Consider the following 25,861-nt stretch of genomic DNA (forward strand, 5'->3'; position numbering starts at 1 on the left):
AGATTAGCGATAAAATCATCGATTGAACACAATGCACAAAATATTCTGCTCGAGATCAAAGAATCCTAATATTCTTAACGGCTTTACACGAAATAAACTCAAGTTTGATTCATTTGATACCGATTCGAAGGTATATTGGACACCATTCTTTTGCGCCTTAAGGAACCTAAATGATCACATTCTTGCGCCGATTCACCATTTTGCAACGACTCATGATGATGCTAGTAATGGCGGCCATTGGTACTGTTTGTTTTGCGAGTTTTTCCATTAAAGAGCAATACAGCAATCTTATTGAGCAAAAATGGCTGCAAATCGATGGCCAGCTTGGCAGTATCCTGAGTGTGATTGACGTATACCGCCAAGATGCCGTCGGCGGAAAATTAACAGAGTCACAAGCGCAACAAGCGGCGGCAAAACTCATTGACCAGACCCGCTATGCTGGTGTCGGCTACTTTATTGTGATCGACGATAACAACCAAATCTTGGCCCACGGCGAAAATCCAAGCCTCATTGGCACCTCGGCGCAAAACTTTAAGTTGCCCAATGGCACCAATCCGCTGATCACTATGCTGTCTCAAGCAAGGCAACAGGGTAAGGCCATGCTGGAATACCCGATTGCTAACCCTGCATCTAAAGTCATCGAAGACAAACTCGCCGAAGCCCGCTATTACCCAGAATGGGGCTGGACAGTCATTACCGGAGCCTATCTGAGTGATGTGAAAGACAGCCTCGATAGCGTGATTATCGATTATTTGATTATCATGTTTTTAATTTCTGTGCCTATTTTCGCTTTCTTCCTGGTACTAAATCACTCCATTACCTCCCCTTTAAATGATGCTATTCACGCCCTTGAGGACATTGCCCAAGGTGAAGGTGATTTAAGCCAACGTTTGAGTACCCAAGGTAAAGATGAAGTGGCGCACCTTGCCCACGCCTTTAACCTGTTTGCCCAGAAGATTGGCGACATGGTGGGCCATCTGCAACCATTGGGACAGTCACTCGACAATGATGCTAAGCAGTTAATGTTGGCCGTAGAAGAATCGAACCAAAGCGCCGAGCATATCCACCGTGAAACCGGTAGTGTGGCAACCGCTGTGAATCAGATGCTCTCGACCACCCATGAGATGGCAAGCAACACCCAGCAGGCTGCCGATGCTGCTAACAGCGTGAAAAATCAGGCCCAGCAAAGCCAAGCGGTGATTGATGATACTGTGCGTGATACCGAAAAACTGGTGCAAGAGTTAAGAGCATCAGAAGTCATCACCCAAAAACTTGGGCAGTCTTCGGCGCAGATTGGCAGTATCCTCGATGTCATTCGCTCTATTGCCGAACAAACGAACCTGTTAGCCCTCAATGCCGCCATCGAAGCCGCCCGCGCGGGTAGCCATGGCCGCGGTTTTGCCGTGGTCGCCGATGAAGTGCGCGCACTGGCTAATCGCACCCAAGACTCTACTAACGAAATCCAAAAAATCATCTCGGATATTCAAATGGGCGTGAACTCTGTGATGAAGAGCAACAGCCAAACGCAGACTCAATCCGATGAATTACAAGCCAAAGCCCGTGAAGCGGGCAATGCCATGGCGGCAATTTTGCAACTTATCGCCCATATCAGTGACATGAATACTCAACTCGCCAGCGCGACCGAGGAGCAGTCGCTGGTGACGGAGGAGATCAATCGTAATATCTGTAATATTTCAGAATTAACCGAAGTCTCAGTCAAGGCCAACGAAGGCAATAGCCGCGCGGCGCAGTCATTGCAGGATATCAGCCAAGATATGTCGCACACCTTAGGCCAATTCAAAATCTAACCCCATTGAGATAAAGCCACACTACACCAAAGAGGACGTATTAGAACGTCCTCTTTTAGTTTAAAATACGCCAATTCAAGGGGTGAATGCCTGCTATCTAACGGGATATTCATGCTATAACCTAGGATGTGACCTTACCCTAAACCTTTATTGCCGATTGAGGAACGCCCATGCGCATGACCTTAGCCGTTCACCCACGGCAGTATACGATTCATAGCTTTAGCCCTAATGCTCAATTACCTAGCGAAGTGTTTGCCGAAGAAGTCTACTTTATTGGCCGAACCGAGGAAGGGCTAACTGTGGTGGTGTCCAGCGAACTTGAGCTCGACAGTTTGGAGCAAGAAACCCATTGGTGCTGTCTTGAAGTATTAGGCCCGCTGGGATTTTCGATGACAGGCATTTTATCGAAAATATCCGGCACTTTAGCCGATGTGCAGATCAGTATTTTTGCCCTTTCCACCTTCGATACCGACTATATTTTGGTAAAGAAAAATTGTCTCCAAAGCGCTGTTGCCGCCTTAAAAAAGGCGGGATACAAGATTATTGAGTCGAACGAAGCGCCATAATATTGATAAAGAGTTAACCCACTATGTACGAAAAATCTGTCACTATCACCGCAAAACATGGTATTCATACCCGCCCTGCCGCCCTGTTAGTGAAAGAAGCGAAAACCTTCAACTGTGATGTGTTAGTTGAATGCAATGGCAAGCAAGCCAGCGCCAAAAGCTTATTCAAATTGCAAACATTAGGCCTGTATCATGGGGTAACCGTGCGGGTGTTTGCCGAGGGTGAGCTGGCGCAGGAAGCGGTCGAGAAGGTCTCGGAACTGCTCATCACCTTAAGTTAAACGGCAACTTAGCCAGCTTGATAGGAACGAATATGTCGATTACGGGGATCATAGTGTCATCGGGGATTGCCTTCGGACAGGCACTCCACCTTACCCACGCCGAACATCACCTCGATTATCGTCCCGTTCCCCTCTCTCGGATCCCGCAGCAACAGAGTAAATTTACAAAAGCCCTACAGGCGCTGCAACAGCAACTCAGCCACAGCCAAACAAAGCTCGACCCGCAAAGCGAAAACTATCAGTTAATTGAAGCCGATCTGTTACTGCTAGAGGACGAAGAGCTTATCGACCAAGTGAAGGAAGCAATCCGCACCCTGCAGTTATCCGCCAGTGTCGCGGTTGAGCGGGTCTTCGCCCACCAGGCCAACGAGCTTGAATCCTTAGAGGATCCTTATCTTGCCAATCGTGCCCAAGATGTGCGATGCCTTGGCCAGCGATTAGTTACCGCCATCAACGGCCGCTTAGATCAAGGCTTAGCGCAGTTAACGGAGCCGACGATCCTCTTGGCGCAAGACCTCACTCCCGCCGAATTTGCGTTGTTACCCAAAGAGCAGATCAGCGGCATAGTGCTTAAAACCGGCGGTTTAACCAGTCATACGGCGATTTTGGCCCGCGCGGCGGGGATCCCCGCCATTCTGAGCTGCCAGTTCGATGCCGAGTTTATTCCCAATGGCACGCCATTGGTGCTTGATGCCCTAAGTGGCGAGCTATTAGTTAATCCTGCGCCCGAGCAGCAGGCGCGCTTAACCGTAACATTGCACCATGAGCAAGCTAGACGCGCCGCCCTGCAAGCATACCGAGATGTCCCCGCCAAGACCCAAGATGGCCACCTCGTGGGTCTGATGGCCAACGTCGGCAACTTGAACGATATCACCCATGTTGGCGATGTGGGTGCCGATGGTATTGGTCTATTTCGCACCGAGTTTATGCTGATGCACACCAGCACACTGCCGGATGAAAAGGCTCAATACAATCTGTACTGCGAAGCCTTGCATGCTTTAGGCGGTAAGACCTTTACGATCAGAACCTTAGACATTGGTGCCGATAAGGAGCTGCCCTGCCTCTGTCAGGAGGTCGAGGATAATCCCGCCCTGGGCCTACGCGGAGTTAGATACACCTTGGCGCATCCAGAGCTGTTTAAGACCCAGCTTAGGGCGATTTTACGGGCGGCCAACCATGGCCCCATTCGACTCATGTTTCCTATGGTGAATCAGGTCGAGGAGCTCGATCAGATTTTTGCCCTCATCGCCGAATGCCAAGATGCCCTCGAAGAGGAAGAAAAAGGCTTCGGTGAACTCAGTTATGGCATAGTGGTCGAAACCCCCGCCGCCGTGATGAATCTTGCCTCCATGCTGCCAAGGTTAGATTTTGTGAGCATAGGCACCAATGACTTAACCCAATATGCCATGGCGGCGGATCGCACGAATCCGCAACTGACACGGGATTATCCTTCCCTGTCACCGGCAATTTTAGGGCTCATCAAGATGACCGTCGAGCAAGCCAAAGCCGCCGGGGTCAAAGTGTCACTCTGTGGCGAACTTGCCAGCTCGCCACAGATGGTCCCCCTCCTTATCGGCATGGGGCTCGATGAACTCAGCGTGAACTTAAGTGCGTTATTGGAGGTGAAAGCCGCCGTTTGCCAAGGGCAATTGGCGAAATTTTCTGCGTTAGCGCACACCGCCATGCAACAGAATAGAATTTCAGAACTACAGCAGTGTATAACAAACTATAAATAATACATTTTATTGGTTATGCTGCTTTACATACTAAAAAGATAACAACAAAAACAAGCGAAGGGGCACAGGATAATGGGATTTTTAAGCCGAATAAGGCGATTGGTATCAGGACAACCACAACTGGCTGGTGGCATTATGGTTTACGCCCCAGTGAACGGGGAAATTGTGGCCATTGAAAAGGTCCCCGACGTGGTGTTTGCAGAGAAAATAGTGGGTGATGGTATCGCCATTGCACCAAAGGGAGACACTATTGTCGCCCCAATCGACGGCACTATAGGTAAGATTTTTGAGACTAATCATGCCTTTAGTATCGAATCGCCACAGGGATTAGAGCTTTTCGTGCACTTTGGCGTAGGAACCGTTGAGCTAAGGGGCCGAGGTTTTAGCCGTTTGGCGGAGGAAGGCCAAGAGGTCAAAGTGGGCGATCCTATTCTGTCTTTCGATATTGATTACCTAAAAGATCAAGTAGATAGCCTACTCACTCCCGTTGTGCTGGCTAATATGGAAGATGTGAAATACTTAGATAAGGCCCAAGGTAGCGTCACCGCAGGTAAAGACGCGATTTTTACCGTTCAGCTTTAACTGTTAGCCGCTTTACCGCCCGCTTAGGTACGATACTGGCAGTGCCCCTTGCCTGCCAGTCGCTCTCCTAAATAACGCACAGCTCTCCACACACTACTCCTCACGCACTGACATCACTGATTACTCAACTGTTTTAGTCAGCGTCTATTTTCGGTATTAATAAGCCGTGATCAGGATAGACTCGTCATCCTCTGTCAGCGGCAATTGCCCCAGTTGCATCAGCTTACGTCTTAGCTCATCAAGTTCTGCAATAAATAAAGACCCGCTTGCTTGGTTTGAGCTTTGCGTCTCGGCGGCGGGAAATGCATCCTTCACAACCCGCAGCGCCGCAATATCTTTATAAGAGATGGTCTTACGGACAAACACAAAATCTCGAGTATCAATTTGGCTGATCACTCGATGGGCGGCTTCATAATCCATAGGGAAATCAGCATCACCCACGAGACGTAGTTGCAGATAAACCCGATGCGCCGCCAAGATACTCAAACATTCTCGCCACTTCGTATTATTCATATTCATCCTTGAAACGCTCCTGCTAGCTATCGCACTTTGGATTGGCAATATCTTTTGTTGTGCTCAACACTCTACTCAATCCTGCGTGAAAAGCATTAGCCTTTGGCTGATTGGCGAGTCAGCGGCCGCTCCTCAAGGTGCGCCACAATAAACACTAGAAACCGAAACAGTGATTTAATTTTAAGATCATAATTGTTATCGGGTTTTGCCGACGCGAGTTTCTGTAAAGATTTGATTTTTGAGTAGGCATTTTCCACCAGCTCGGCATTCTCTTTGCCCACATACTTAGCAAACTCGGCAAATTCACCGATAAATTTAAGTGTCACTTTACGGCGATTCAGGCTAGTCAACGCTAGGCCCTCTTTGATTTTGGCCTCAAAGAGTGTGCACTCAAGCCCCTGAATTATCGACTGTTGTGGCAAACCACTGCTCAACGCATCGGCGAGGAAACCCAAATTAGCCTTTAACTCGAAGCTAATGGCCTGCTTACCCGCCGACGATTGCTGCCAGCGGCTGCGCTCTTTATCAAAAATGTCGTATAACTCTTTCCAAATACTCATGCCCTGTCCCTGCTGCAAAATGTCTGGCATTGCGGTTCTTTGCCGAGACATGATTTTATTAAGGCAAATTTATCATAGGGTTAAACAGGCTAACACTGTTACTGAGACATTTAGTAAAAAAATGGCCCGAACATGTCGGGCCATAATGGTCATTCGTCGAGTATGCGCTCAAGAGCTAGGTAAAAACCTTACTGTTTACCTTATTGCTTAGCTTTGTTCTTTTCAGCCGATTGCTGGCGCAGTGCTTCTTTCTTTTGACGGCGGGCTTCAATCACTTGATTCACATCACTACCAATGTGTGCTTCGTTACGTGATTTCGCTAAATTTACTTGGCGCTCACGTTCAACGAAACGCTTACGCTGCTCGTCTGAAATCTTATCGATACAATGTGGGCAGCTAACGCCTTGCACATAGGCTGGACTTAATTTTTCGGCTTCAGTGATCGGCATACGACAAGCATTACATTGATCGTATTGGCCTTTCTTCAAGTCATGGTCAACGGCCACGCGGTTATCGAAGACGAAACATTCGCCTTCCCAAAGACTTTCTTCCTGTTTCACTTCTTCGAGGTACTTAAGGATGCCGCCTTCGAGGTGATAGACCTCTTCAAAGCCCTGCTCTTTTAAATAAGCGGTCGATTTTTCGCAGCGAATACCGCCAGTACAGAACATCGCGACTTTCTTATGCTTGGCAGGATCGAGATTCTGCTTCACATACTCAGGGAATTCTCTGAAGGTTTCAGTCACAGGATTAATGGCATTTTTAAAGGTGCCAATTTGTACTTCGTAGTCGTTACGAGTATCGACTAGGATGACTTCTGGATCGGAAATCAGCGCGTTCCAGTCCTGCGGTTTAACGTAGGTACCCACCACTTTAAGCGGATCGATACCTTCAACGCCCATGGTAACGATTTCTTTTTTCAGCTTTACCTTAGTGCGGTAGAAAGGCATTTCATCGTCGAAGGATAACTTGTAAACGATATTTTCAAGGCCATTTTGGTTATTCAGCCAAGCCAGCAGTGCATCGATAGCGGCTTGAGAACCAGCCACAGTGCCATTAATCCCTTCATTTGCCAGCAGTAATGTGCCTTTAATGTCAGCCTGTTCCATCATGGACAGGAGTGGCTCACGCAGCGACTCAAAATGCGGTAATGAAACAAACTTATATAAAGCACAAACAACAACGTTAGACATAACACCCTCAACTGCTGGCTGGAACTTAATTTCCAGTGCATTAACTAATAACCAGCCTAAGCCTAGGCTGGGTCGCAAAAATCGGCCGAAATTCTACCTGAGTCACAGTCAGATAAACACTGACAAAAACCAAGGTCATTGTTTATTTACAAGGCAAACGGTGGAAAAATCGGTAATAAACGCAGTATTTCTGTTTTAAAGTCACTACTATTGCCGACTTTTCCCCATGCTGTGGCGAAATCGCTTTTATGATTGTTTTAAGGAACAAGACGATGCCTTTACCCATACTCTACAGTTTTCGCCGTTGTCCTTATGCCATGCGCGCTCGCCTTGGCCTATTGCTCGGCCAATGCCAGGTCGAGGTTCGGGAAATCACCCTTAAAGCAAAACCTGCACCGATGTTAGCCATATCTCCCAAGGGAACAGTGCCAGTATTGCAACTCCCCACTGGTGAGGTGATTGCCGAAAGCTTGGAGATTATGCACTGGGCATTGACCAAGACCGACTCGCCAGCGGCGCGGCAATTACTCGGACAGACGGCGTCTGCGCAAAGCTTAATTGCTGAGCTTATTGCACAGAATGATGTTGAATTTAAACCTTGGCTGGATAAGTACAAATATGCTGACCTTTATCCTGAATTCACTCAGGCGGATTATTTCGCCAAGGCCTGCACTTTTCTTGAGCGACTCGAAGCACAGCTTGAGCAACATCCTTATCTTATCGGTCCAGCGTTAAGCCTTGCAGATTTTGCGATTGTGCCTTTTATTCGCCAATTTACGGCGGTGGATACCAAACGAGATCTGAGTGTGGCGTTTCCACGCCTGATGAACTGGTTAACGATGCTCACCAGCAGTGAAATATTTCTGCAAGCAATGGAAAAATATGTGATCTGGCAAGCTGACAATCCGCCAGTTTACTTGTTAGGGATGTCTATAAGTAAATAAGAATTAACGTTTATTTTTGATATACCCAATAGCAATCGGTAAAATGTTCGCGTAAAGTACGTAGCGTTTAGGTAAACTAACTTAATCGTTTTTAACATTTTATGCTAAATCATCAGGATGAATGACAGGGATCAGCTACTTGGAAAATACGGATATTAACATCATTGCAATGCTCTTAGGCTTGTTTCTACTTCATTGCCTGTTTGCGCGTAGAGTCTTTAAGAGTCAAGCCAAGCTCAGCACCAATGCGAAATGGTTCTGGTGTTTACTCAGCCTATTGTTAGGCCCCGTCGGCTACTACGCCTACCACGGTTTTATTCCCCTCGATAAATTGCAAAAAGACTAAGCATTATCCTTATCACGCTTAGCGTTAAGGTGCCAATGTTAAGTTGAGATAAAAAAGCGCGGACTATGCCGCGCTTTTTCGTTATCTTCAGAATATAACCGAGTTTTCAATATCAGCTATTACAAATGACTCACTACAAATGGCTATGCAGTAACACATCATCCTCGGGCGCTTTTTTGATCACCGGCGCCTGCCCTTCGGCTAACGCTTGTTTGTAGCTTTGGTTCATTTTTAGCGCCAGATATAAATCGGGTCGGATCAAAATGCCACCCTCGCCAGACTGCATTCCCGCCTGTTCAAACCAGCCGAGCATTTGCCGTTTGCGCCCTGCTAACACTAACCGTATGCCACGCTTCTTCAATAATTGGTGTAAATCCGCAAGCATGGCCATCACACTCAAATCTAAGTGAGTAAAACACGGGACGGCATCGATGATAATGCAATCCACGGGCTCTGGTTCACGGATAAACTTCTCCAGTAAGCGGCGCTTAAAGTAAGTGGCATTAAAGTAGGTTAAGGGCGAGTTGAAGCGATAGATAAACACCCCAGGTACCGATTTGGCCTTACCCGAATCATCCACACTGCGGATCACCCCTTTTTGGTCAAGCCCGAGCACTTGGTCGGTTGGACGCATCACTGTAGCTAAAAACTGGAATAGTCCCAGTAATACCGCCAAGGTAATGCCAGGAATAACCCCAATAAAGAGCACCGAAAACAAGGTCGTACAGGCGAGTAAAAAGGCGGATCGGTCTCTTACGCGCAGGTTCCACAGCGCCTTTAAATCAATCAATGAAATCGAAGCAATCACCAATACCACGCCGAGCGCAGAACTGGGGATATATTTCAGTGGTGCGGTAAAAAACAGTGCGACTAATGCAATCAAAACCGCCGCGATGATGGACACCAACTGGCTCTTGCCACCGTTTGCATCGTTCACCGCGGTGCGGGAATCGGCGCCGCTGACCGCAAAGCCTTGGGATAAGGCAGAGGCGATGTTCGCAATGCCTAGGGCGCGAAACTCTTTATCCGCATCGATATCGTAGCCATTTTTCGCCGCAAAACTGCGCGCCGTCAGCATCATGCTCACAAAGCTCACCATGGCTAAGTTGAGTGCGGGCACCACCAGTTCACGGGCAATACCGATATCGAACGCTGGTGCTTGGAACGATGGCAAGCCCGCGCTCACCTCACCCACCACATTGATATCTAAGCTGGTTAAGTTAAAGGCCCAGACTAAAAATGCCGCCATCGCCATCGCACACATCGAAGCAGGCCATTGGGGACGATAACGTTTAACTAAGGCATAAGTCGCTAAGGTCACCACACCCATCAGCAAGGTGGGCCAGTGGGTTTTGGTTAAATAGGAAGGCGCGCCCGATAAGCGTTCAATCAAGTAACGCTCATCGAAGGTGAAACCAAAAATTTTCGAGAATTGACCGACAATAATGGTGATCGCCACACCATTGAGCAGCCCCATCAGAATAGGTTTGGAGAGAAAGTCCGCTAATACCCCAAGGCGAAAACGGCTAGCGATTAAACACCAAAAGCCGGTCATCGCCGTCATGGTCATCACCAGTTGCCAGTGTTTCATGCTGTCGCCAGCGGCAAGCGGCGTCACCACGGCGGCAATCACAGCGCAGGTGGCGGCATCGGGGCCAACTATTAATTGTCTAGAAGTGCCAAACAGTGCATACACCAACATGGGCAGCACACAGGAGTATAAACCGACAGCGGCATTGACCCCGGTCAATTGGGCGTAAGCGATAGCGACAGGTAAAGCGACCGCCGCCACGGATAATCCCGCCCTCACATCATCCCTGAGCCATTGCTTCTCATACTGCAGCATCTGCGCCAAACCGGGCATTAACGATACTAAACTGGGAAACTTCACGCAGTAACCTCCATATACTCACTCCCAAGTTAAGAACTAACTTGCGGTGGCTAAGTATAACTAAGCCTCATTGGGATCCCCAAAAGGCCGTTACCTAAAAAAGCCACCAATATTATGTTGGTTATGGCATAAAGCCAATCCTTACGCGAGTCAGTATCCCAGAATATTTAAGGTTTTAGCGCTATTAGGTCACTTTATCGCAGGATCATAGGTAAGGACACCAACAATAAACTGCCCATAAACCAGTTAAAATGGCGTCGACGTTTATCCGTATTGAGCTTTTTACTGATAGCCGCGCCGACAAACACCCAAGTAAAGGATGCGGGAAATCCCACCAGATTAAACACCAGCACGCCCAATACCGCACTGAGCCAAAAACCATCGCCCCCTAAGGTAAACGCGCTGCAAAGGGTAATGGTCGACATCCAGGATTTGGGATTAATCCACTGAAACAGCGCCGCCTCCATCAAACTCATCGGTTGACGCCCTTCATCCAAATGCGCCGCCTTTACGGGAGAGGTCACTAATCGATAGGCAAGATGTAGTAAATACAACAATGCCGCGTATTTCAACGCTTGGTGCAACATCGGAAACGTCTCAAACAAAGCACCAAGACCGAGTAATACCGACAGATGCAAAGAAGTCGAGCCTAAGCGGATCCCCGCAATGTGTGGAATGGTGCGTATCACCCCGAAATGGGCACCTGAGCTGGCGAGTAAAATATTATTCGGCCCGGGAGTCATGGTCATAGTTGCACAAAAGAGTGCTGCTGAGGCCATTAATGTCCAGAGTTGTGGATCATTGACAAGTTTAATATCCATAAAGACCTTAAATTGTACGCATACAATATTTGACAATAAACGAGACAATTAATAATATAGATAGCCTAATGGAGATCAACGGATTTATTGTCATGGGTACAATTTGGACGCCAGATCTAGAGGCATTTACAGGTCCTAAATATCAACGTCTGGTCAGTGCGATCGAGCAAGGCATTTTGTGCAAGGCCCTTCCCCATGGCACGAAACTTCCGCCACAGCGGCGTTTAGCCGATGCACTAGGGGTGACCATAGGCACTGTCACTCGGGCCTATGCTCTAGCGGAGCAACGCGGTTATGTGGAAGCGCGTATCGGTGATGGTACTTATGTCAACGCCTCTCCCGTGCCAGAGCTTAATCATTTGCAGCTCAATATGGCGACTTGTCAGCAGCCGCTGACGGATCAAATAAGTACGCTGAGTGATTGCCTAAGCCTACTGGCTAAGGATCCGGCGAAACTGAGTCAACTCCTTGGCTATCGCGCCAGCCCCTTAGATCAGCATCAACAGATATTTCACCACTGGCTTGCGCAACGCGGCATTGAGCAACACCCAGAGCAATTGATCTTTACCCATGGTGGGCAACAGGCCATTTTTGCCTGCCTTAATGCTTTCCTGGCCAAGGGCGAGGTACTCCTGCACGAGCAGTACAGCTATCCCGGAGTGCGTATTTGCGCTAAACAATTGGGTATCAATAGTATTGGCGTACCGTTAACCTCTGACGGGGTCGATCTGGCAAGATTCGAGGCCTTAGTACAAATCCATCAACCTAAACTGGTGTACTTAACCCTCAACAATCAAAACCCCACCTGCATTCAATACAGTGAGCAACAGAGAGAAAAACTGTTGGCACTCGCGGAGGAGTACCAGTTTTATATCATTGAAGATGATGTGAATTATTGTCTCCCCGAGGAATGGCATCCTCCGCTTTGGCAGTTAGCTCAAACGCTGAATGTGCCGAGGGTCATTTACATTTCAAGCCTGTCTAAGCTGTTTTCAGGGGGCTTAAGGCAAGGTTTTATCCTGGTACCCGAGCCGCTCATCGCACCATTGCGCCTCGCCATTCATAGCCAATGTTGGATGGTTTCGCCGCTGAATGTGGAGCTGGCCTGTCAGCTAATAAAACGCGGGCACATCACGGCCAATCGCGATGCAATTATTCGCGAGCGTCAGCAGCAATGCATAGCATTAGGTGACAAGCTGGGGTTAACCCAACGCTGGAGGGGTTTAAATGGCTGGATCCAGTTACCCGAAGACATTAAAGCCCATCATCTGGTGACCGCCTTAGCGGCAAAAGGCGTGCTGATCCGTAATGGGGATGACTTTAACTGCCATGACAACTTTATCCGTTTAAGTTTAGGTGGCGCCGAAAACGATACCCAATTCCAGCTTGCGCTCGAGTGCATCGAATCCACCTTTAACGCACTCAAGCAACATGCCTATTCGGTCGTATAGCAGTTCATTTTCGCGTTAGAAAGCGGCCAATAAGAAACGCCAGAGTGATGCTCTGGCGTTTTAAGCTTGCTTAATCACAAGCATTTCTGGCGTTGAAATTTAACGTTATGGCACCTTGAATCAAGCTATGGCTATTGCACCTTGATTTGGTACACGCTGGTTGTGCCACTGACTTCATTACCAATGATCAACAGAGGCTGACCATTAGGACTCTTCTCGGCACTCACAAACTTCATGCCTTCTGGCCCTAAATCTCCCGCTAAACTGGCATCGCCTTTCACTTCGCCTGTGTCCGTATCTATGCTGAAATCTGCCTCAAAATCACGGTTTACCACATAATCCACAAAATGCACGTCGAAGGGATTCGTCACGTCGTAAATCATAAAGCCAGAGGTACGTTCAAGCCCGATAAAGGCATAGAGTTTTTGACCAATTTTGCCTAAAGCTAAGGCTTCTGGCTCAGGGCCTTTATCGTCACTGCGACTATCGCCTTTGTTTTCTTCATTGTTATTGTTGAAGTTATTGCCTAACAAGGCTGCGGTGATCCGCTCAAAATCACTACCACTGTCAAACACCTGTTGACCATCGGCTGTCCAGATTGAGAAAGAACGCGCGCCGAAGCTCACGATTTTGTCGTAATCGCCGTCGTTATCGTCATCACCCATACTCTTAGTCACTTTCAAACGGGCTAATTGGGTCTTATCTTTTGCGGCGGCAAATTGTGGATGATTAGGATCTAAGGTTAAGTCACCGGCGCGGGCTTCCTCCGAAAACCCAGCATAATCGCGGGAATCCCCTTCGTTAGCGGTGACAATAAAGTCAGTATTATTCCAACGGTAACTCGCTACAGTATCGGGTTGATACATGCCATACACACCCGCATAGGCCTGAAGGTTGACCATATCGTCCTTGTCACTTGCATCAATTTTATTCACATCAAGACCGTAATCCTTCAGTCCTAAGGGTAAAATCTTCGCTACTTTGGCATTGGCGATATCAATCATCGCGATGGCATTGTTCTCCTGCAGACTCACAAAAGCACGGCTGTTATCGGGGCTGACACTGATATACTCAGGCTCTAAGTCCTGCGCGACAGTGGCCATAGGGCCATTGATTTTAATGTCCTTGGTGATTTCATTATAGCGAGCATTGCCCTGATTAAACTCGGTGAATGTCACTAGCGTCGCCGTCGCTGAGGGTTTACCATCCGCAATGGCGATAATCGCCACACTGCCCTCTGGGTCGATACTATAGTCTTGATTTGGTTCGCCTTCGTTCGCAACGAGTACCGTTTTGCCATCATGACTAAAGACGACGTTATCCGGTAATGCACCAACTTCAACCGCGCTGAGATACTGCGGTGTCTCATTGCCATTGAGTTGGTAGAAAGCCACATAGCCATTGGCTTGAGTCTTATTGCCTGCTGCATCGCCGCGCTCAATGGCCGCCGCTAACAAGTTACCAGAAATACTGACACTGTTAACGCTGCCCATAAAACTTAAGCCTACATCTTTGGCGACATCCAGCTCTGCTAGCTTATCAAGATTATTCAAGGCTAATGGCGCAGTTGCCTTAGCCGCGTTGCTGAGCAAGTTAGCGTCGATAATGTCGACCTTACCGCTTTTCGCATTAACAACAAAAATTCGCTGAGAAGCACTGTGGTATTCAACAATTTCAGCAGCGCTCAGGCCATAAGTGCCTGTTTGATGACGGCCGATCAGCTCCGCCGACACTCCCGCAGATTGGGGTTGGCAAATAAATTGGGTTTGCGCCGCATCGATTTCAGTTTCTTCCAACTGGCCATTACGATTCGCATCAAGCCCTGTATCGATGCGTTGACCACCGGCAGGACAGTTCACATCACCTATGGCGAGTGCAGTCACGTTCACTAATGAATTTAAGCCGTTCTCCCCCTGCTCACCATTGGTACCGTCATCATTACAGGCACCAAGGAGTAAACTTGCCAGTATCGCACCCGCCAGCGGCAGTCGTTTTGTGTTCATTGCATCATTCCTGAATGTGTTGTTATTAGTCGTAGGGTTAAGCTAAAGCCCATTAAACTAATCCGCATTCAAGACGGTTAGATGACATACAGATGACACTGGAGTGACAATCTCAGTCGAATGAATGACGCTAAGGCGTGCCTGAGCACATCAATGCAATACAAGGACATAAAATCCATTTTGGTTACAATTTAAGTGTAAAGATATCGTCATCGAGATTGGCTTATTTGCCTGAGCGTTTTACTATGTTATGGCTTAATATCCTTAGACTCGATACAAAGCCGAGGACTTAAATCAACTGTGCCTATGACGGTTGAGAGACTCTTCGCCGGCCACTCATTTCTTCCCTATACTCCTCCAATCTTCATGGCGAAATTACGCTATGGTAATTGAGGCAAAATGAGTCGCCATTAGGCAAAATTGTTACCCTACAATTTTGGTTTCGAGTGACATAACACATAATATCGCCTTCTTTCGCCACCCGAGGTAACTGTGGACCCACAACCGTCAAGCTATCCGACTAAACCGAGCAGCATTCCCCACTTGGCACTGCTGATCCCTATGCTCGCCGCCATTGTCGCGATCACGCCGCTCGCGATCGACATGTATTTGCCCGCTATGGCAACACTTGCCCAGAGTTTTCATACCGATATCACTCTAGTCCAACAATCCTTGAGTGTTTACTTAGGAGGCTATGCCCTCGGCATGCTGTGTTTTGGCCCCCTTGCCGACCGTATTGGCCGTCGCCCTTTGGTAATAATGGGCCTCTCAGGCTTTATGTTAGTCAGCCTATTGCTCGGCTTAGCCGAACAGATTGAAGTGTTTTTAGGCCTGCGCTTTTTACAAGCCTTTATCGGCGCTGCGGCCACTGTGGTTGTCCCTGGGTATATCAAAGAAGTCTATGGTGAAAACACGGCTAAAGGCATGTCTTATGTCAGTTTAATCATGATGTTAGCGCCATTATTAGCCCCAAGCATCGGCAGCCTTATCCTCGAGCTTGGTGAATGGCATTTGATCTTCTTTATCCAATCGGCCTATGCCATGTTGTTGCTGTTGTTGGTCATTGCGCTGTTGAGAATGCCCAGCGATAAAGATCAGAGTAGCCGGAGTCAAAAATCCTTTTTAGGGGCTTATGCGACGGTGTTTTCACGTCCCGGCGTTAAATTGAATATTGCCAGCGGTGTACTCACCTCCTTTGCGTTTTTCTGTTATTTAACCGCATCGCCCTTTGTCTATATGGAGGTTTTTTCCTTAGATAAATCCTTATTTGCCCTACTCTTTAGTACCAATGTGGGCGCGCTGATGCTGGCAAATATTATCAATACCCGAATTGTGGGCCGCTATGGCTCGTTAAGAATGCTGCACGTATCGACCTTTTTCGGTGCGTTGGCGGCGGTCGGTTTACTGGGGGTGAATTTACTGGGGCTCAGTTATCACTTCACCGTGTTGATGCTTATCCCACTTATGGGCAGTCTTGGTATTATGTCGGTCAACGCCGATGCTATTGTTCTGATGAAGTTTAAGCAGGAAACGGGGACGGCCACGGCGGTAATTGGCACCTTAAGATTTGGCTGCGGCGCCTTAGCAGGCCCATTACTCGCGCTGTTTTATAATGGCACCGCAGTGCCCTTCTCGGCATTAATGCTGACGGCGGTATTGTTGGTGGGATTCTGTCAATTTAACCGTTCGGCTCATCAACCCAAGCCGAAGGAGTGATGGCATCTTTATGCCACCTAAACCAAGCAATTATGGTTTGCCTCTCTTTTGTAGTTGATTTGTAACAAATTAAGCGTTTTCTAAATAAACGGCACTTAGGTGATATATAGTACTTTGGGTGCCGTTTTTCATTGTAAATCAGCTAACCCATTCTAATTAAAGTAATTAAATTAAATGCCCCAACACAAAAACTCCCGTTTCATAAGCGTTTATCGCGCCTAAACATGAAATTGTTTCAAGTTGGTTATTTTTTACATAAAAGCCTTGAAATGTGTTCTTTTTTGAATATGATGAAATTCTGTTCATTGCAACAGCTGCTGCATCCAAAGGGATGAGCGCTTGAAATCGATGATTTCAAGTTCAGCAATCGGAGTCTGAATTACCCTTCAGGCTTATTTTTAGAGCGATTACCGTCGCTGTAACAAGATACTGTTTACCGTAACGGTACTATGCAATAGGAGTTTCACATGGAGAAGTTATCCGGCGCCAGCATGATTGTGCGATCCCTTATCGATGAAGGTGTAAAGCACATATTTGGTTACCCTGGCGGCTCAGTGTTAGATATCTACGACGCCCTGCACCTTATCCCCGGTATTGAACATATTCTGGTTCGTCACGAACAAGCCGCCGTGCATATGGCCGATGGTTATGCCCGTGCCACGGGTAAAGTGGGCGTGGTACTCGTGACCTCAGGCCCAGGTGCCACCAATGCTATTACCGGCATAGCAACCGCCTATATGGATTCAATTCCATTAGTGGTGTTATCTGGCCAAGTACCGAGCAATTTAATCGGTAACGATGCGTTCCAAGAATGCGACATGATTGGGATTTCACGCCCAGTCGTCAAACACAGCTTTTTAGTACAAGATCCCACTCAAATTCCTGAGATCATTAAAAAAGCCTTTTATATTGCCTCCACGGGTCGCCCCGGCCCCGTGGTTGTCGACTTGCCAAAGGATTGCCTCAATCCAGCATTACTGCACGACTATATTTACCCCGAGAGCATTAAAATGCGCTCCTATAATCCAACGACATCGGGCCATAAAGGTCAAATTCGCCGTGGATTACAGGCATTACTCGCCGCGAAAAAACCTGTGCTTTATGTGGGTGGCGGCGCCATTATCTCAAGCAGTGAAAAGCAAATCTTAGCCCTAGCGGAAAAATTAAATATCCCCGTTGTCAGCACCTTGATGGGCCTTGGCGCCTTCCCTGGCACCCATAAAAACAGCTTAGGAATGCTGGGGATGCATGGTCGCTATGAAGCCAACATGACCATGCATAACTGCGATCTTATCTTCGGGATTGGCGTGCGTTTCGATGACAGAACCACCAACAACATCGAAAAATACTGCCCTAATGCCACCATCTTACATATTGATATCGACCCTTCATCGATTTCAAAAACCGTACGAGTGGATATCCCCATCGTTGGCTCGGCCGATATCGTATTAGACAGCATGCTAGCCCTGCTCGAGGAGTCGAAGGAGAGCAACGATAGCGAGGCAATTAATCAATGGTGGCAAGAAATCACTGTGTGGCGTAACCGCAACTGCTTGGCATACGATAAGGAAAGCCATCGGATCAAACCACAGCAAGTGATTGAAACTCTTTACAAACTCACTAATGGTGAGGCTTATGTCGCCTCGGATGTGGGCCAGCATCAAATGTTTGCCGCGCTCTATTATCCCTTTGATAAACCTCGTCATTGGATTAACTCCGGCGGCCTTGGCACCATGGGCTTTGGCTTACCCGCTGCCATGGGAGTCAAAATGGCAATGCCGGACGAAACCGTTGTGTGCGTCACGGGCGATGGTTCGATTCAGATGAATATTCAAGAACTTTCAACCGCCCTGCAATACGATACGCCGGTTAAAATTATCAACTTAAACAACCGTTTCCTTGGCATGGTGAAACAGTGGCAGGATATGATCTACTCGGGTCGCCATTCCCATTCCTATATGGATTCGGTCCCTAACTTTGCCAAAATTGCCGAAGCCTATGGCCATGTTGGCATGACAATTAGCGATCCTGCTGAGCTTGAGTCTAAGATGGCCGAAGCCCTTGCCATGAAAGACAGACTGGTATTTATCGACATTATGGTGGATGAGACTGAGCACGTGTATCCCATGCTTATCCGCGGCGGCGCGATGAATGAAATGTGGTTAAGCAAAACGGAGAAATGCTAATGCGTCGAATTATATCTGTATTACTCGAAAACCAATCCGGCGCCCTATCCCGTGTTGTCGGTCTGTTTTCCCAGCGCGGTTACAACATCGAAAGTTTAACTGTGGCACCAACCGATGATAACACCTTATCGCGCCTCAATATTACCGTAGTGGCCGACGAGAAAGTGCTAGAGCAAATCGAGAAACAGCTGCATAAGTTAGTCGATGTGCTTAAGGTGTCGAATGTCACCGAATCGGCTTATATCGAGCGGGAGTTGGCACTGGTTAAAGTCCGCGCCCAAGGGGAGTTACGGGAAGAAATTAAGCGCACCGCCGATATCTTCCGTGGGCAAATTGTCGATGTCACCGCCAATCTCTACACCATTCAATTGGTGGGCACGACCGAGAAACTCGATGCCTTTATTCACTCCATGGGTGAAGTGACCAAGGTAGTTGAAGTATCGCGCTCGGGCGTTGTGGGTCTGGCCCGCGGCGAGAAAGCGATGAGAGCATAGCGCTGAAATCCCCATTAACCCTATGTGAGCTTGCCATCGCAAGGCTTTGACATAGACCACATGGGATTTTAATTGGTGGGATAACAATAAGGGGAGCATTAAGCTCCCCTTCTTTATACGCGATATGCAGGATTAGGATTGACCATCTAATAGGCGCGAAGTGGTGATTTCAATCTTGCGTGGTTTTAACGCTTCTGGAATTTCACGCACTAAATCAATGTTCAATAAACCATTCTCTAAACTGGCACCCAATACGGTCACATAATCCGCCAGTTGGAAGGTACGTTCAAACCCGCGCTCGGCAATACCTTGGTATAAGTATTTACGCTCGGTTTGGCTTTCGGCCTTATTGCCTTTCACCAGCAATTTCTCACCTTCGCTACTGATCTCAAGCTCTTCCATCGAGAACCCGGCCACGGCCATAGTAATGCGATAACGATTTTCGCCAAGGAGTTCAATGTTATAGGGAGGATAACCTGAGTTGCCATTATTCGCGGCAGCATGTTCTGCCATCTGGGCTAAACGATCAAAACCAATAGCACTACGGTAAAGAGGAGTTAAATCATAAGTACGCATATTCATATCCTTGTCTTAAGCAATATGGAAAGTGGCGAACGTTTTTCAATTGAAAACGCATTTACCTCGCCTAAATTAACTTCTGTCCTAGCGGCACAGAATCGATTGGGATCCTCATCGAGCGATCCTGCAATAGATATAAGGATAGGAAAGCGGATTTCAAGTAAGGTTTTTAAAATTTTTTAAAAACTGAATAAAAATAATCTGTTACTAGCATTAAACACTTTATCTTTGCCGTAATGAGCAAAATGCCGCCAATAAAAAAGGAGCCCTTAGGCTCCCTTCTTCGGTCTCGCACTCAGATTAACGAGTACGTGGACACAGTTCTTCAGCACTGAAGAAATAAGCAATTTCACGTGCTGCTGATTCTAAAGAATCAGAACCGTGAGCTGCGTTTTCGTCGATGCTTTGAGCGAAATCAGCACGGATAGTACCAGGAGCCGCTTGAGCTGGGTTAGTTGCACCTAAAATTTCGCGGTGAGCTAAAACAGCGTTTTCGCCTTCTAATACTTGAACCATGATTGGGCCAGAAGTCATGAAAGCAACCAGAGCACCGAAGAAGCCACGCTCGCTATGCTCAGCATAGAAACCTTCAGCTTGTTCTTTAGTCAGGTGTAACATTTTAGCTGCAACGATCTTCAGACCAGCAGTTTCAAAACGGTTGTAGATTGCACCGATGTGGTTTTTAGCAACTGCATCAGGCTTAATGATAGAAAATGTGCGTTCGATCGCCATAACAAGCTTCCTTTGTCAGCAAGTTTGAAAAATTCGCGCGGATTATACGAAATTTAAAAAACAAATCCTATCTTTAAAGCAAATAAGTCTGAGATATTGCGCACATTGGCTGGATTTGTAACCAGATTGATCACACAAAAACGCCAGACCTGTCATTCGACTGGACTGGCGAAAGGATAACAACACAACTAAATTGGCATATTTGCCAAAGACTCAGGGGTTATTTTTTATTTTTTGCCCAAATGCTCGCCCACGCAATCAAGGCGACCAAAATAATGGCAGGGGCTAAATCGAGCAAATGATGGAAGATACCAACGCCACCATGACCAGGATGAGCCCATGCCAAGGCGGGTAACAGTGTGAATAACAAAGCAAACAAAAGTTTCATGTGAACATCCTTGCGTAGCCAGAATAACATTAAGCGCTTAACCACTTAACTGATACATAACAAGGTACGTCATTCACTTAAAATGAATTTGATGCCGATCAAACTCCTACAAAAATCCCCTTTTAGGGATCACTAAACGTGACAATTGTCACGTAAGTACGGTTTTTGCGGGACAAGATGCCCCATCAGGGCGATGGTTATTTCTCTTCAATCCAGCATTGCTGAATGGCTTCTAATATCCGCTCATTACAATGCTTAGGATCGTCATCAAAATCATCGAGGGCTAATACCCACTCATATAACTGAGTAAAATGCAGCTTGTGGGGGTCAACCTCAGAATGCTTCTCCAGCAATTCTAAGGCGATATCTAATGAGTCAATCCACTTTAACGACATCCGCTCCCCCTTGTGCCATCTGCAGCTAAACCTTGCTCTCCTGAGTGTAGCTTAAGAACGCGTTAACTCTACGCTTGAGTGGGCTTTTTTGCTTTGAGGGCGTTCTTTTCAACAAACTCAATAATGGCACCAGCAACATCTTTTGCGGTAGCGCCTTCAATCCCTTCAAGGCCTGGCGAGGAGTTTACTTCCATCACCACAGGGCCATGATTTGAACGCAATAAATCGACACCCGCCACATTGAGCCCCATGGTCTTGGCCGCACGGATTGCAACTGAACGCTCTTCAGGCGTCAGTTTAACTAAACTTGCGGTTCCGCCACGGTGTAGGTTTGAACGAAACTCCCCAGGCATGGCTTGGCGTTTCATCGCAGCAATCACTTTATCGCCCAGTACAAAGCAGCGAATGTCGGCGCCATTGGCTTCTTTAATGTATTCCTGCACCATGATGTTGGCTTTCAATCCCATAAAAGCTTCAATCACGCTCTCAGCCGCTTTGCGAGTTTCGGCTAACACCACCCCAATGCCCTGCGTGCCCTCAAGCAACTTGATCACTAACGGCGCGCCGCCCACCATGTCGATAAGATCTGGAATATCGCTCGGCTTATTGGCAAAGCCGGTGATCGGCAAGCCGATACCACGGCGTGACATCAACTGCATCGAACGTAACTTATCGCGGGAGCGCGAAATGCCGACGGAATCATTGAGCGCATACACGCCCATCATCTCAAACTGGCGCAGCACAGCTGAGCCATAAAAAGTAATAGATGCACCAATACGCGGGATCACCGCATCAAAAGGCGGCAATTCTTCCCCACCAATATGGATGCTCGACTGACGCATATTGATGTTCATATAACATTCGAGCGGATTGATCACTTTGACTTCGTGACCACGTAATGTCGCAGCCTCAACGAGTCGCTTTGTGGAATATAGCTCAGGCCCTTGCGATAGGATCGCGATTCTCATTTTGGTCTCCGACAACCATTTCATTTTGAGCGCATCATACGCTCGGATTAGGATAAATCAATCATGGCAATTATTGCTTGCGCAAATGCTGGGCGCCAGAAGCCAAAAACCAGTCACATGGACTGGTTTTTGACGATATCATCGCATCGGGTTGATTAACCTTCGCTCACCATATTCACAGTGTACTTCGGAATTTCAATCACCAGATCGCTATCGACAACTTTGGCTTGGCAAGACAAGCGGCTCTCAGGCTCAAGTCCCCATGCCTTATCGAGCATATCATCTTCAAGCTCATCGCTTGGCTCTAACTCATCAAAACCTTCACGCACGATGCAATGGCATGTGGTGCAGGCACAGGATTTTTCACAGGCATGCTCAATATTGATGCCGTTACGCAGCGCCACATCGAGAATCGTTTCACCTACTTTGGCTTCCAACACTGCGCCATCGGGACATAACTCAGCATGGGGAAGAAAGACTAACTGGGGCATCACATCACCTATATGTTGTCAATTGACTGACCCTTAAAGGCCACTCGAATAGAATTGTCCATACGCTTCGCGGCGAAATCCTGAGTATGTTCATCGAGGACTTCAATCGCTTGCTTAATCGCATCGGCATCATCACCACGGGCAATTTCGGCAAGCTGCGCCATGACTGAATCAATCTGCTGACGCTCATCGCTTGTCAGCAGGTCGCCATCTTTTGCAAGCGCCGCATTTAACGACTCAAGTACCCTTGCCGCCTCCACTTGCTGCTCGGCCAGCATACGACGACTAATGTCTTCCTTCGCATGCTTCATCGAGTCCTTGAGCATAGTAGCGATTTCAGTATCCGATAAACCAAACGAAGGTTTTACTTGAATACTCGATTGCACACCGGTGGATTTCTCCATCGCGGTAACGCTAAGCAACCCATCGGCATCGACTTGGAAGGTCACACGAATATGGGCAGCGCCCGCCGCTAACGGGGGAATACCTTTAAGCGTAAAGCGTGCGAGTGAGCGACAATCATCGACTAACTCACGCTCGCCCTGCACCACATGGAAGGCCATCGCCGTTTGACCATCCTTAAAGGTGGTAAACTCTTGGGCGCGGGCCACTGGAATCGTGGTGTTACGAGAAACCACTTTCTCCACTAAACCGCCCATGGTCTCAATCCCTAATGACAAAGGGATCACATCGAGCAGTAATAATTCAGACTCGGGTTTGTTACCGACCAGAATATCGGCCTGAATCGCCGCGCCAATCGCAACGACGCGATCTGGGTCGATAGAGGTTAATGGCGCCTTACCGAAAAAGGCTTCAACCTGTTCACGCACTAATGGCACGCGGGTTGAACCACCTACCATCACGGTTTCTAACACTTCATCAGCCGTTACGCCCGCATCACGTAGGGTGCGACGACAGCTGGCGATGGTTTTCTTCACTAATGCGCTGATTAAGTTATCAAATTCAGCTTTGGTCACGACTTGCTTGAGCACAGTGCCATCGGCAAGTGCCAGGTTCGCTTCGACGTCACTCGCATCGGTTAAGGCTTCTTTCACACGGCGCGCTTCAATCAATAACTGACGGCTTAGCTGCGGATCAAGGTTCGTCAATTGCCATACTTGCTGCATATGCGCCTGCAACAGATGGTCAAAGTCATCGCCGCCCAGCGCCGAATCGCCGCCCGTGGCCAGCACTTCAAAAACGCCGCGATTTAAACGCAGAATAGAGATATCAAAGGTACCGCCGCCGAGATCGTAAATCGCGATCACACCTTCTTGCTTAGAATCTAACCCGTAGGCGATTGCCGCCGCAGTAGGCTCGTTTAGCAGGCGCAATACTTTAACACCGAGCAAAGACGCGGCATCTTTTGTCCCTTGACGCTGTGCATCATCGAAATACGCTGGCACAGTGATCACGACACCCTGCAGCTCGCCACCAAGGGTTTTCTCGGCGCGTTCAACCAGAGGACGTAAAATCTCCGCTGACACTTGCACCGGATTCACTTGCCCTTGAGGCGTAACAAACAGCGGTAAACCGTTTTCACTGGCTTCAAACTGGTATGGGAACGCTTGCTCACCAGATTGAATATCCGTAAGGCTGCGGCCCATAAAGCGTTTGACCGATACGATAGTATTTTTAGGATCCTGCGCAGAACTTAACGCCGCCACATGTCCGACTTCAATGCCATCTTGAGTGTAACGGACGATAGAAGGTAAAGAGTGCTGCCCATTTTCATCGGGTAAGGTCGCCGTTACGCCGCTGCGAACTGCGGCCACGAGGGAATTAGTGGTACCTAAATCGATGCCAACGGCAAGTCTATGTTGGTGCGGCGCGGCACTTTGTCCGGGCTCTGCAATCTGCAAAAGGGCCATATGTATCCAATTTAGTAGCGCCGACTCAGACCCGTCCGAATCGGCTAAATAACTGCAATAGGGAAAATTAATCGAGCAACGCGTCTTCGATACGCGTCAGCTCATCGTGTAATTTTGCCATAAATTTAAGCTTGCGTACTTGATCTGCCGCTAACAAGGCATCTTCTTCGCTGTCACTGCTTAGCTGTGCGGTGAGCAATTTCGTCAGCTTTGTCCGGTATGCCGCGAAAGAGTCGTATAACTCATCAATGCTTTCTTGAGGATCGGCGCTATCGCGAATGTCTTCTAACGCCTCACGCCATTCCATCTGCTGCATCAAAAATGCAGTGTCTTTCACTGTTGTGGTTTCGTGGCTTAAATCGATACCACGTAGCGACAGCATATGCTCGGCACGGCGGATAGGATCTTTTAGGGTTTGATAACCGTCATTCACTTGCGCAGTGCGTTGCACCGACAATAAGCGTTGTTGCTCGGTATCGTTGGCAAACTTATCGGGATGCACCGCCCGTTGCAGTTCGCGGTAGCGTTCTGCAAGCACAGCGGTGTCAATATCGAAGGCAGGGGAAAACTTAAACAGCTCGAAATAATTCATGCGTCAATTCGGCAATTAAACAGTGAAACTCTCACCGCAACCGCACTCACCTTTTGCGTTAGGATTGTTAAATTGGAAACCTTCGTTCAGGCCTTCTTTAACAAAATCCAACTCAATGCCCTGTAGATAGATGAAGCTTTTCGCATCGATAATGATTTTAACACCATCAATATCATACACTTCATCGTCATCATTCAGCGCATCAACAAACTCAAGCACATAAGCCATACCGGAACAGCCAGAGGTCTTTAAGCCGAGGCGCAGGCCGATGCCCTTGCCTCGATTCGCTAAGAAAGATCTGACACGCTCAGTTGCCGCTGGGGTCATTGTAATCGCCATCTTAACTCCAGATGTTACTTAGCTTGTTTCGATTTGTACTCGTCGATCGCCGCTTTAATGGCATCTTCTGCCAAAATGGAACAGTGGATTTTCACTGGTGGCAAGGCTAATTCTTCCGCGATATCGGTGTTTTTGATGGCCGCCGCTTGCTCGATAGTCTTGCCTTTCACCCACTCGGTTACCAGTGAGCTAGACGCAATCGCGCTGCCACAACCGTAGGTTTTGAACTTAGCGTCTTCGATGATGCCGTCAGCGCCGATTTTCAGCTGTAACTTCATCACGTCACCACAGGCAGGTGCTCCCACCATACCGGTCACGACCGAAGGATCGTTCTTGTCGAAAGAACCAACGTTACGTGGGTTCTCATAATGATCTATCACTTTTTCACTGTAAGCCATGGTACTGCTCCAAAATT

Annotated in this window: 27 protein-coding genes; 11 read left to right on the plus strand and 16 right to left on the minus strand. The window is 47.9% G+C overall.

Annotated elements, in window-relative coordinates; genetic code table 11:
* Positions 1-170: 170 nt before the first annotated feature.
* The 5 genes from N5E87_RS11650 to crr all read left to right on the plus strand — a co-directional run bounded on the left by N5E87_RS11650 (position 171) and on the right by crr (position 4,973).
* Positions 171-1,808 (plus strand): methyl-accepting chemotaxis protein, encoded by a 1,638-nt coding sequence (locus tag N5E87_RS11650; RefSeq protein ID WP_086903283.1) that lies wholly within the window; start codon positions 171-173, stop codon positions 1,806-1,808.
* A gap of 170 nt (positions 1,809-1,978) precedes the next feature.
* On the plus strand, positions 1,979-2,374 hold the full coding sequence (locus tag N5E87_RS11655; protein ID WP_086903282.1) for an ACT domain-containing protein: 396 nt from the start codon (positions 1,979-1,981) through the stop codon (positions 2,372-2,374).
* 23 nt (positions 2,375-2,397) lie between these two features.
* Positions 2,398-2,655, plus strand: a complete 258-nt coding sequence (locus tag N5E87_RS11660) for an HPr family phosphocarrier protein (protein WP_086903281.1) — start codon at positions 2,398-2,400, stop codon at positions 2,653-2,655.
* A 32-nt stretch (positions 2,656-2,687) separates the two neighbouring features.
* Entirely contained in the window at positions 2,688-4,391 is a 1,704-nt protein-coding gene (gene ptsP / locus N5E87_RS11665) for a phosphoenolpyruvate--protein phosphotransferase (protein WP_086903280.1), read from the plus strand.
* 72 nt (positions 4,392-4,463) lie between these two features.
* On the plus strand, positions 4,464-4,973 hold the full coding sequence (gene crr / locus N5E87_RS11670; protein WP_011622534.1) for a PTS glucose transporter subunit IIA: 510 nt from the start codon (positions 4,464-4,466) through the stop codon (positions 4,971-4,973).
* Positions 4,974-5,129: 156 nt separating this feature from the next.
* Here the strand turns inward: crr and N5E87_RS11675 are convergent, their stop codons facing one another.
* From N5E87_RS11675 to N5E87_RS11685, 3 genes are all read right to left on the minus strand, one after another.
* Positions 5,130-5,486, minus strand: a complete 357-nt coding sequence (locus tag N5E87_RS11675; RefSeq protein ID WP_232015298.1) for a hypothetical protein — start codon at positions 5,484-5,486, stop codon at positions 5,130-5,132.
* A gap of 95 nt (positions 5,487-5,581) precedes the next feature.
* Positions 5,582-6,046, minus strand: a complete 465-nt coding sequence (locus N5E87_RS11680) for a hypothetical protein (RefSeq protein ID WP_086903296.1) — start codon at positions 6,044-6,046, stop codon at positions 5,582-5,584.
* A gap of 200 nt (positions 6,047-6,246) precedes the next feature.
* Positions 6,247-7,239, minus strand: coding sequence for a rhodanese-related sulfurtransferase (locus tag N5E87_RS11685; RefSeq protein WP_011717209.1), 993 nt, complete (start codon positions 7,237-7,239; stop codon positions 6,247-6,249).
* Positions 7,240-7,511: 272 nt separating this feature from the next.
* Between N5E87_RS11685 and N5E87_RS11690 the strand changes: the two genes are divergently transcribed.
* Together N5E87_RS11690 and N5E87_RS11695 are read left to right on the plus strand one after the other, a co-directional pair.
* Positions 7,512-8,183, plus strand: a complete 672-nt coding sequence (locus N5E87_RS11690) for a glutathione S-transferase (RefSeq protein WP_279775335.1) — start codon at positions 7,512-7,514, stop codon at positions 8,181-8,183.
* A 121-nt stretch (positions 8,184-8,304) separates the two neighbouring features.
* The gene (locus N5E87_RS11695; protein WP_086903277.1) at positions 8,305-8,529 is read left to right on the plus strand and encodes a hypothetical protein; all 225 of its coding nucleotides are present in this window, start codon (positions 8,305-8,307) and stop codon (positions 8,527-8,529) included.
* Between the two features lie 133 nt (positions 8,530-8,662).
* Here the strand turns inward: N5E87_RS11695 and N5E87_RS11700 are convergent, their stop codons facing one another.
* Together N5E87_RS11700 and N5E87_RS11705 are read right to left on the minus strand one after the other, a co-directional pair.
* Complete coding sequence (locus N5E87_RS11700) at positions 8,663-10,420, minus strand: SulP family inorganic anion transporter (RefSeq protein ID WP_086903276.1); 1,758 nt, start codon at positions 10,418-10,420, stop codon at positions 8,663-8,665.
* Positions 10,421-10,614: 194 nt separating this feature from the next.
* Complete coding sequence (locus N5E87_RS11705) at positions 10,615-11,241, minus strand: LysE family transporter (RefSeq protein ID WP_086903275.1); 627 nt, start codon at positions 11,239-11,241, stop codon at positions 10,615-10,617.
* Positions 11,242-11,333: 92 nt separating this feature from the next.
* Between N5E87_RS11705 and N5E87_RS11710 the strand changes: the two genes are divergently transcribed.
* A complete protein-coding gene (locus N5E87_RS11710) occupies positions 11,334-12,692 on the plus strand; it encodes a PLP-dependent aminotransferase family protein (RefSeq protein WP_086903295.1) in 1,359 nt (452 codons plus the stop codon).
* 131 nt (positions 12,693-12,823) lie between these two features.
* Here the strand turns inward: N5E87_RS11710 and N5E87_RS11715 are convergent, their stop codons facing one another.
* A complete protein-coding gene (locus N5E87_RS11715) occupies positions 12,824-14,695 on the minus strand; it encodes a choice-of-anchor I family protein (protein ID WP_086903274.1) in 1,872 nt (623 codons plus the stop codon).
* 561 nt (positions 14,696-15,256) lie between these two features.
* Between N5E87_RS11715 and N5E87_RS11720 the strand changes: the two genes are divergently transcribed.
* From N5E87_RS11720 to ilvN, 3 genes are all read left to right on the plus strand, one after another.
* Positions 15,257-16,411, plus strand: coding sequence for a multidrug effflux MFS transporter (locus N5E87_RS11720; RefSeq protein WP_232015367.1), 1,155 nt, complete (start codon positions 15,257-15,259; stop codon positions 16,409-16,411).
* 467 nt (positions 16,412-16,878) lie between these two features.
* On the plus strand, positions 16,879-18,597 hold the full coding sequence (locus tag N5E87_RS11725; RefSeq protein ID WP_011622521.1) for an acetolactate synthase 3 large subunit: 1,719 nt from the start codon (positions 16,879-16,881) through the stop codon (positions 18,595-18,597).
* Entirely contained in the window at positions 18,597-19,091 is a 495-nt protein-coding gene (gene ilvN, locus N5E87_RS11730; RefSeq protein ID WP_011622520.1) for an acetolactate synthase small subunit, read from the plus strand. Before N5E87_RS11725 ends, ilvN begins: the two co-directional genes overlap by 1 nt.
* Before the next feature lie 132 nt (positions 19,092-19,223).
* Here ilvN and N5E87_RS11735 read toward each other — a convergent pair whose 3' ends face one another.
* From N5E87_RS11735 to iscU, 10 genes are all read right to left on the minus strand, one after another.
* Positions 19,224-19,667, minus strand: coding sequence for an Hsp20 family protein (locus N5E87_RS11735; RefSeq protein WP_011622519.1), 444 nt, complete (start codon positions 19,665-19,667; stop codon positions 19,224-19,226).
* Positions 19,668-19,970: 303 nt separating this feature from the next.
* A complete protein-coding gene (gene ndk, locus N5E87_RS11740; RefSeq protein ID WP_011622518.1) occupies positions 19,971-20,402 on the minus strand; it encodes a nucleoside-diphosphate kinase in 432 nt (143 codons plus the stop codon).
* A 220-nt stretch (positions 20,403-20,622) separates the two neighbouring features.
* Positions 20,623-20,790 carry a hypothetical protein gene (locus tag N5E87_RS11745; protein WP_041408760.1) on the minus strand — a complete coding sequence of 56 codons (168 nt, stop codon included), beginning with the start codon at positions 20,788-20,790 and terminating at the stop codon, positions 20,623-20,625.
* 197 nt (positions 20,791-20,987) lie between these two features.
* Positions 20,988-21,185, minus strand: a complete 198-nt coding sequence (iscX, locus tag N5E87_RS11750) for a Fe-S cluster assembly protein IscX (protein WP_011622517.1) — start codon at positions 21,183-21,185, stop codon at positions 20,988-20,990.
* A gap of 68 nt (positions 21,186-21,253) precedes the next feature.
* A complete protein-coding gene (rimK, locus tag N5E87_RS11755) occupies positions 21,254-22,153 on the minus strand; it encodes a 30S ribosomal protein S6--L-glutamate ligase (RefSeq protein WP_011622516.1) in 900 nt (299 codons plus the stop codon).
* 155 nt (positions 22,154-22,308) lie between these two features.
* Positions 22,309-22,644 carry an ISC system 2Fe-2S type ferredoxin gene (fdx, locus tag N5E87_RS11760; protein ID WP_011622515.1) on the minus strand — a complete coding sequence of 112 codons (336 nt, stop codon included), beginning with the start codon at positions 22,642-22,644 and terminating at the stop codon, positions 22,309-22,311.
* A gap of 8 nt (positions 22,645-22,652) precedes the next feature.
* Positions 22,653-24,515: a Fe-S protein assembly chaperone HscA gene (gene hscA, locus N5E87_RS11765; protein WP_086903273.1), complete on the minus strand. Its 1,863-nt coding sequence runs from the start codon at positions 24,513-24,515 to the stop codon at positions 22,653-22,655.
* A gap of 67 nt (positions 24,516-24,582) precedes the next feature.
* Entirely contained in the window at positions 24,583-25,107 is a 525-nt protein-coding gene (gene hscB, locus N5E87_RS11770; RefSeq protein ID WP_086903272.1) for a co-chaperone HscB, read from the minus strand.
* Between the two features lie 15 nt (positions 25,108-25,122).
* Positions 25,123-25,446 (minus strand): iron-sulfur cluster assembly protein IscA, encoded by a 324-nt coding sequence (gene iscA, locus N5E87_RS11775; protein WP_011072278.1) that lies wholly within the window; start codon positions 25,444-25,446, stop codon positions 25,123-25,125.
* A gap of 14 nt (positions 25,447-25,460) precedes the next feature.
* On the minus strand, positions 25,461-25,844 hold the full coding sequence (gene iscU, locus N5E87_RS11780) for a Fe-S cluster assembly scaffold IscU (protein WP_011072277.1): 384 nt from the start codon (positions 25,842-25,844) through the stop codon (positions 25,461-25,463).
* Positions 25,845-25,861 lie beyond the last annotated feature (17 nt).

The organism is Shewanella sp. GD03713, from assembly GCF_029843705.1.
In the GTDB taxonomy this organism is placed as follows: Bacteria; Pseudomonadota; Gammaproteobacteria; order Enterobacterales; family Shewanellaceae; genus Shewanella.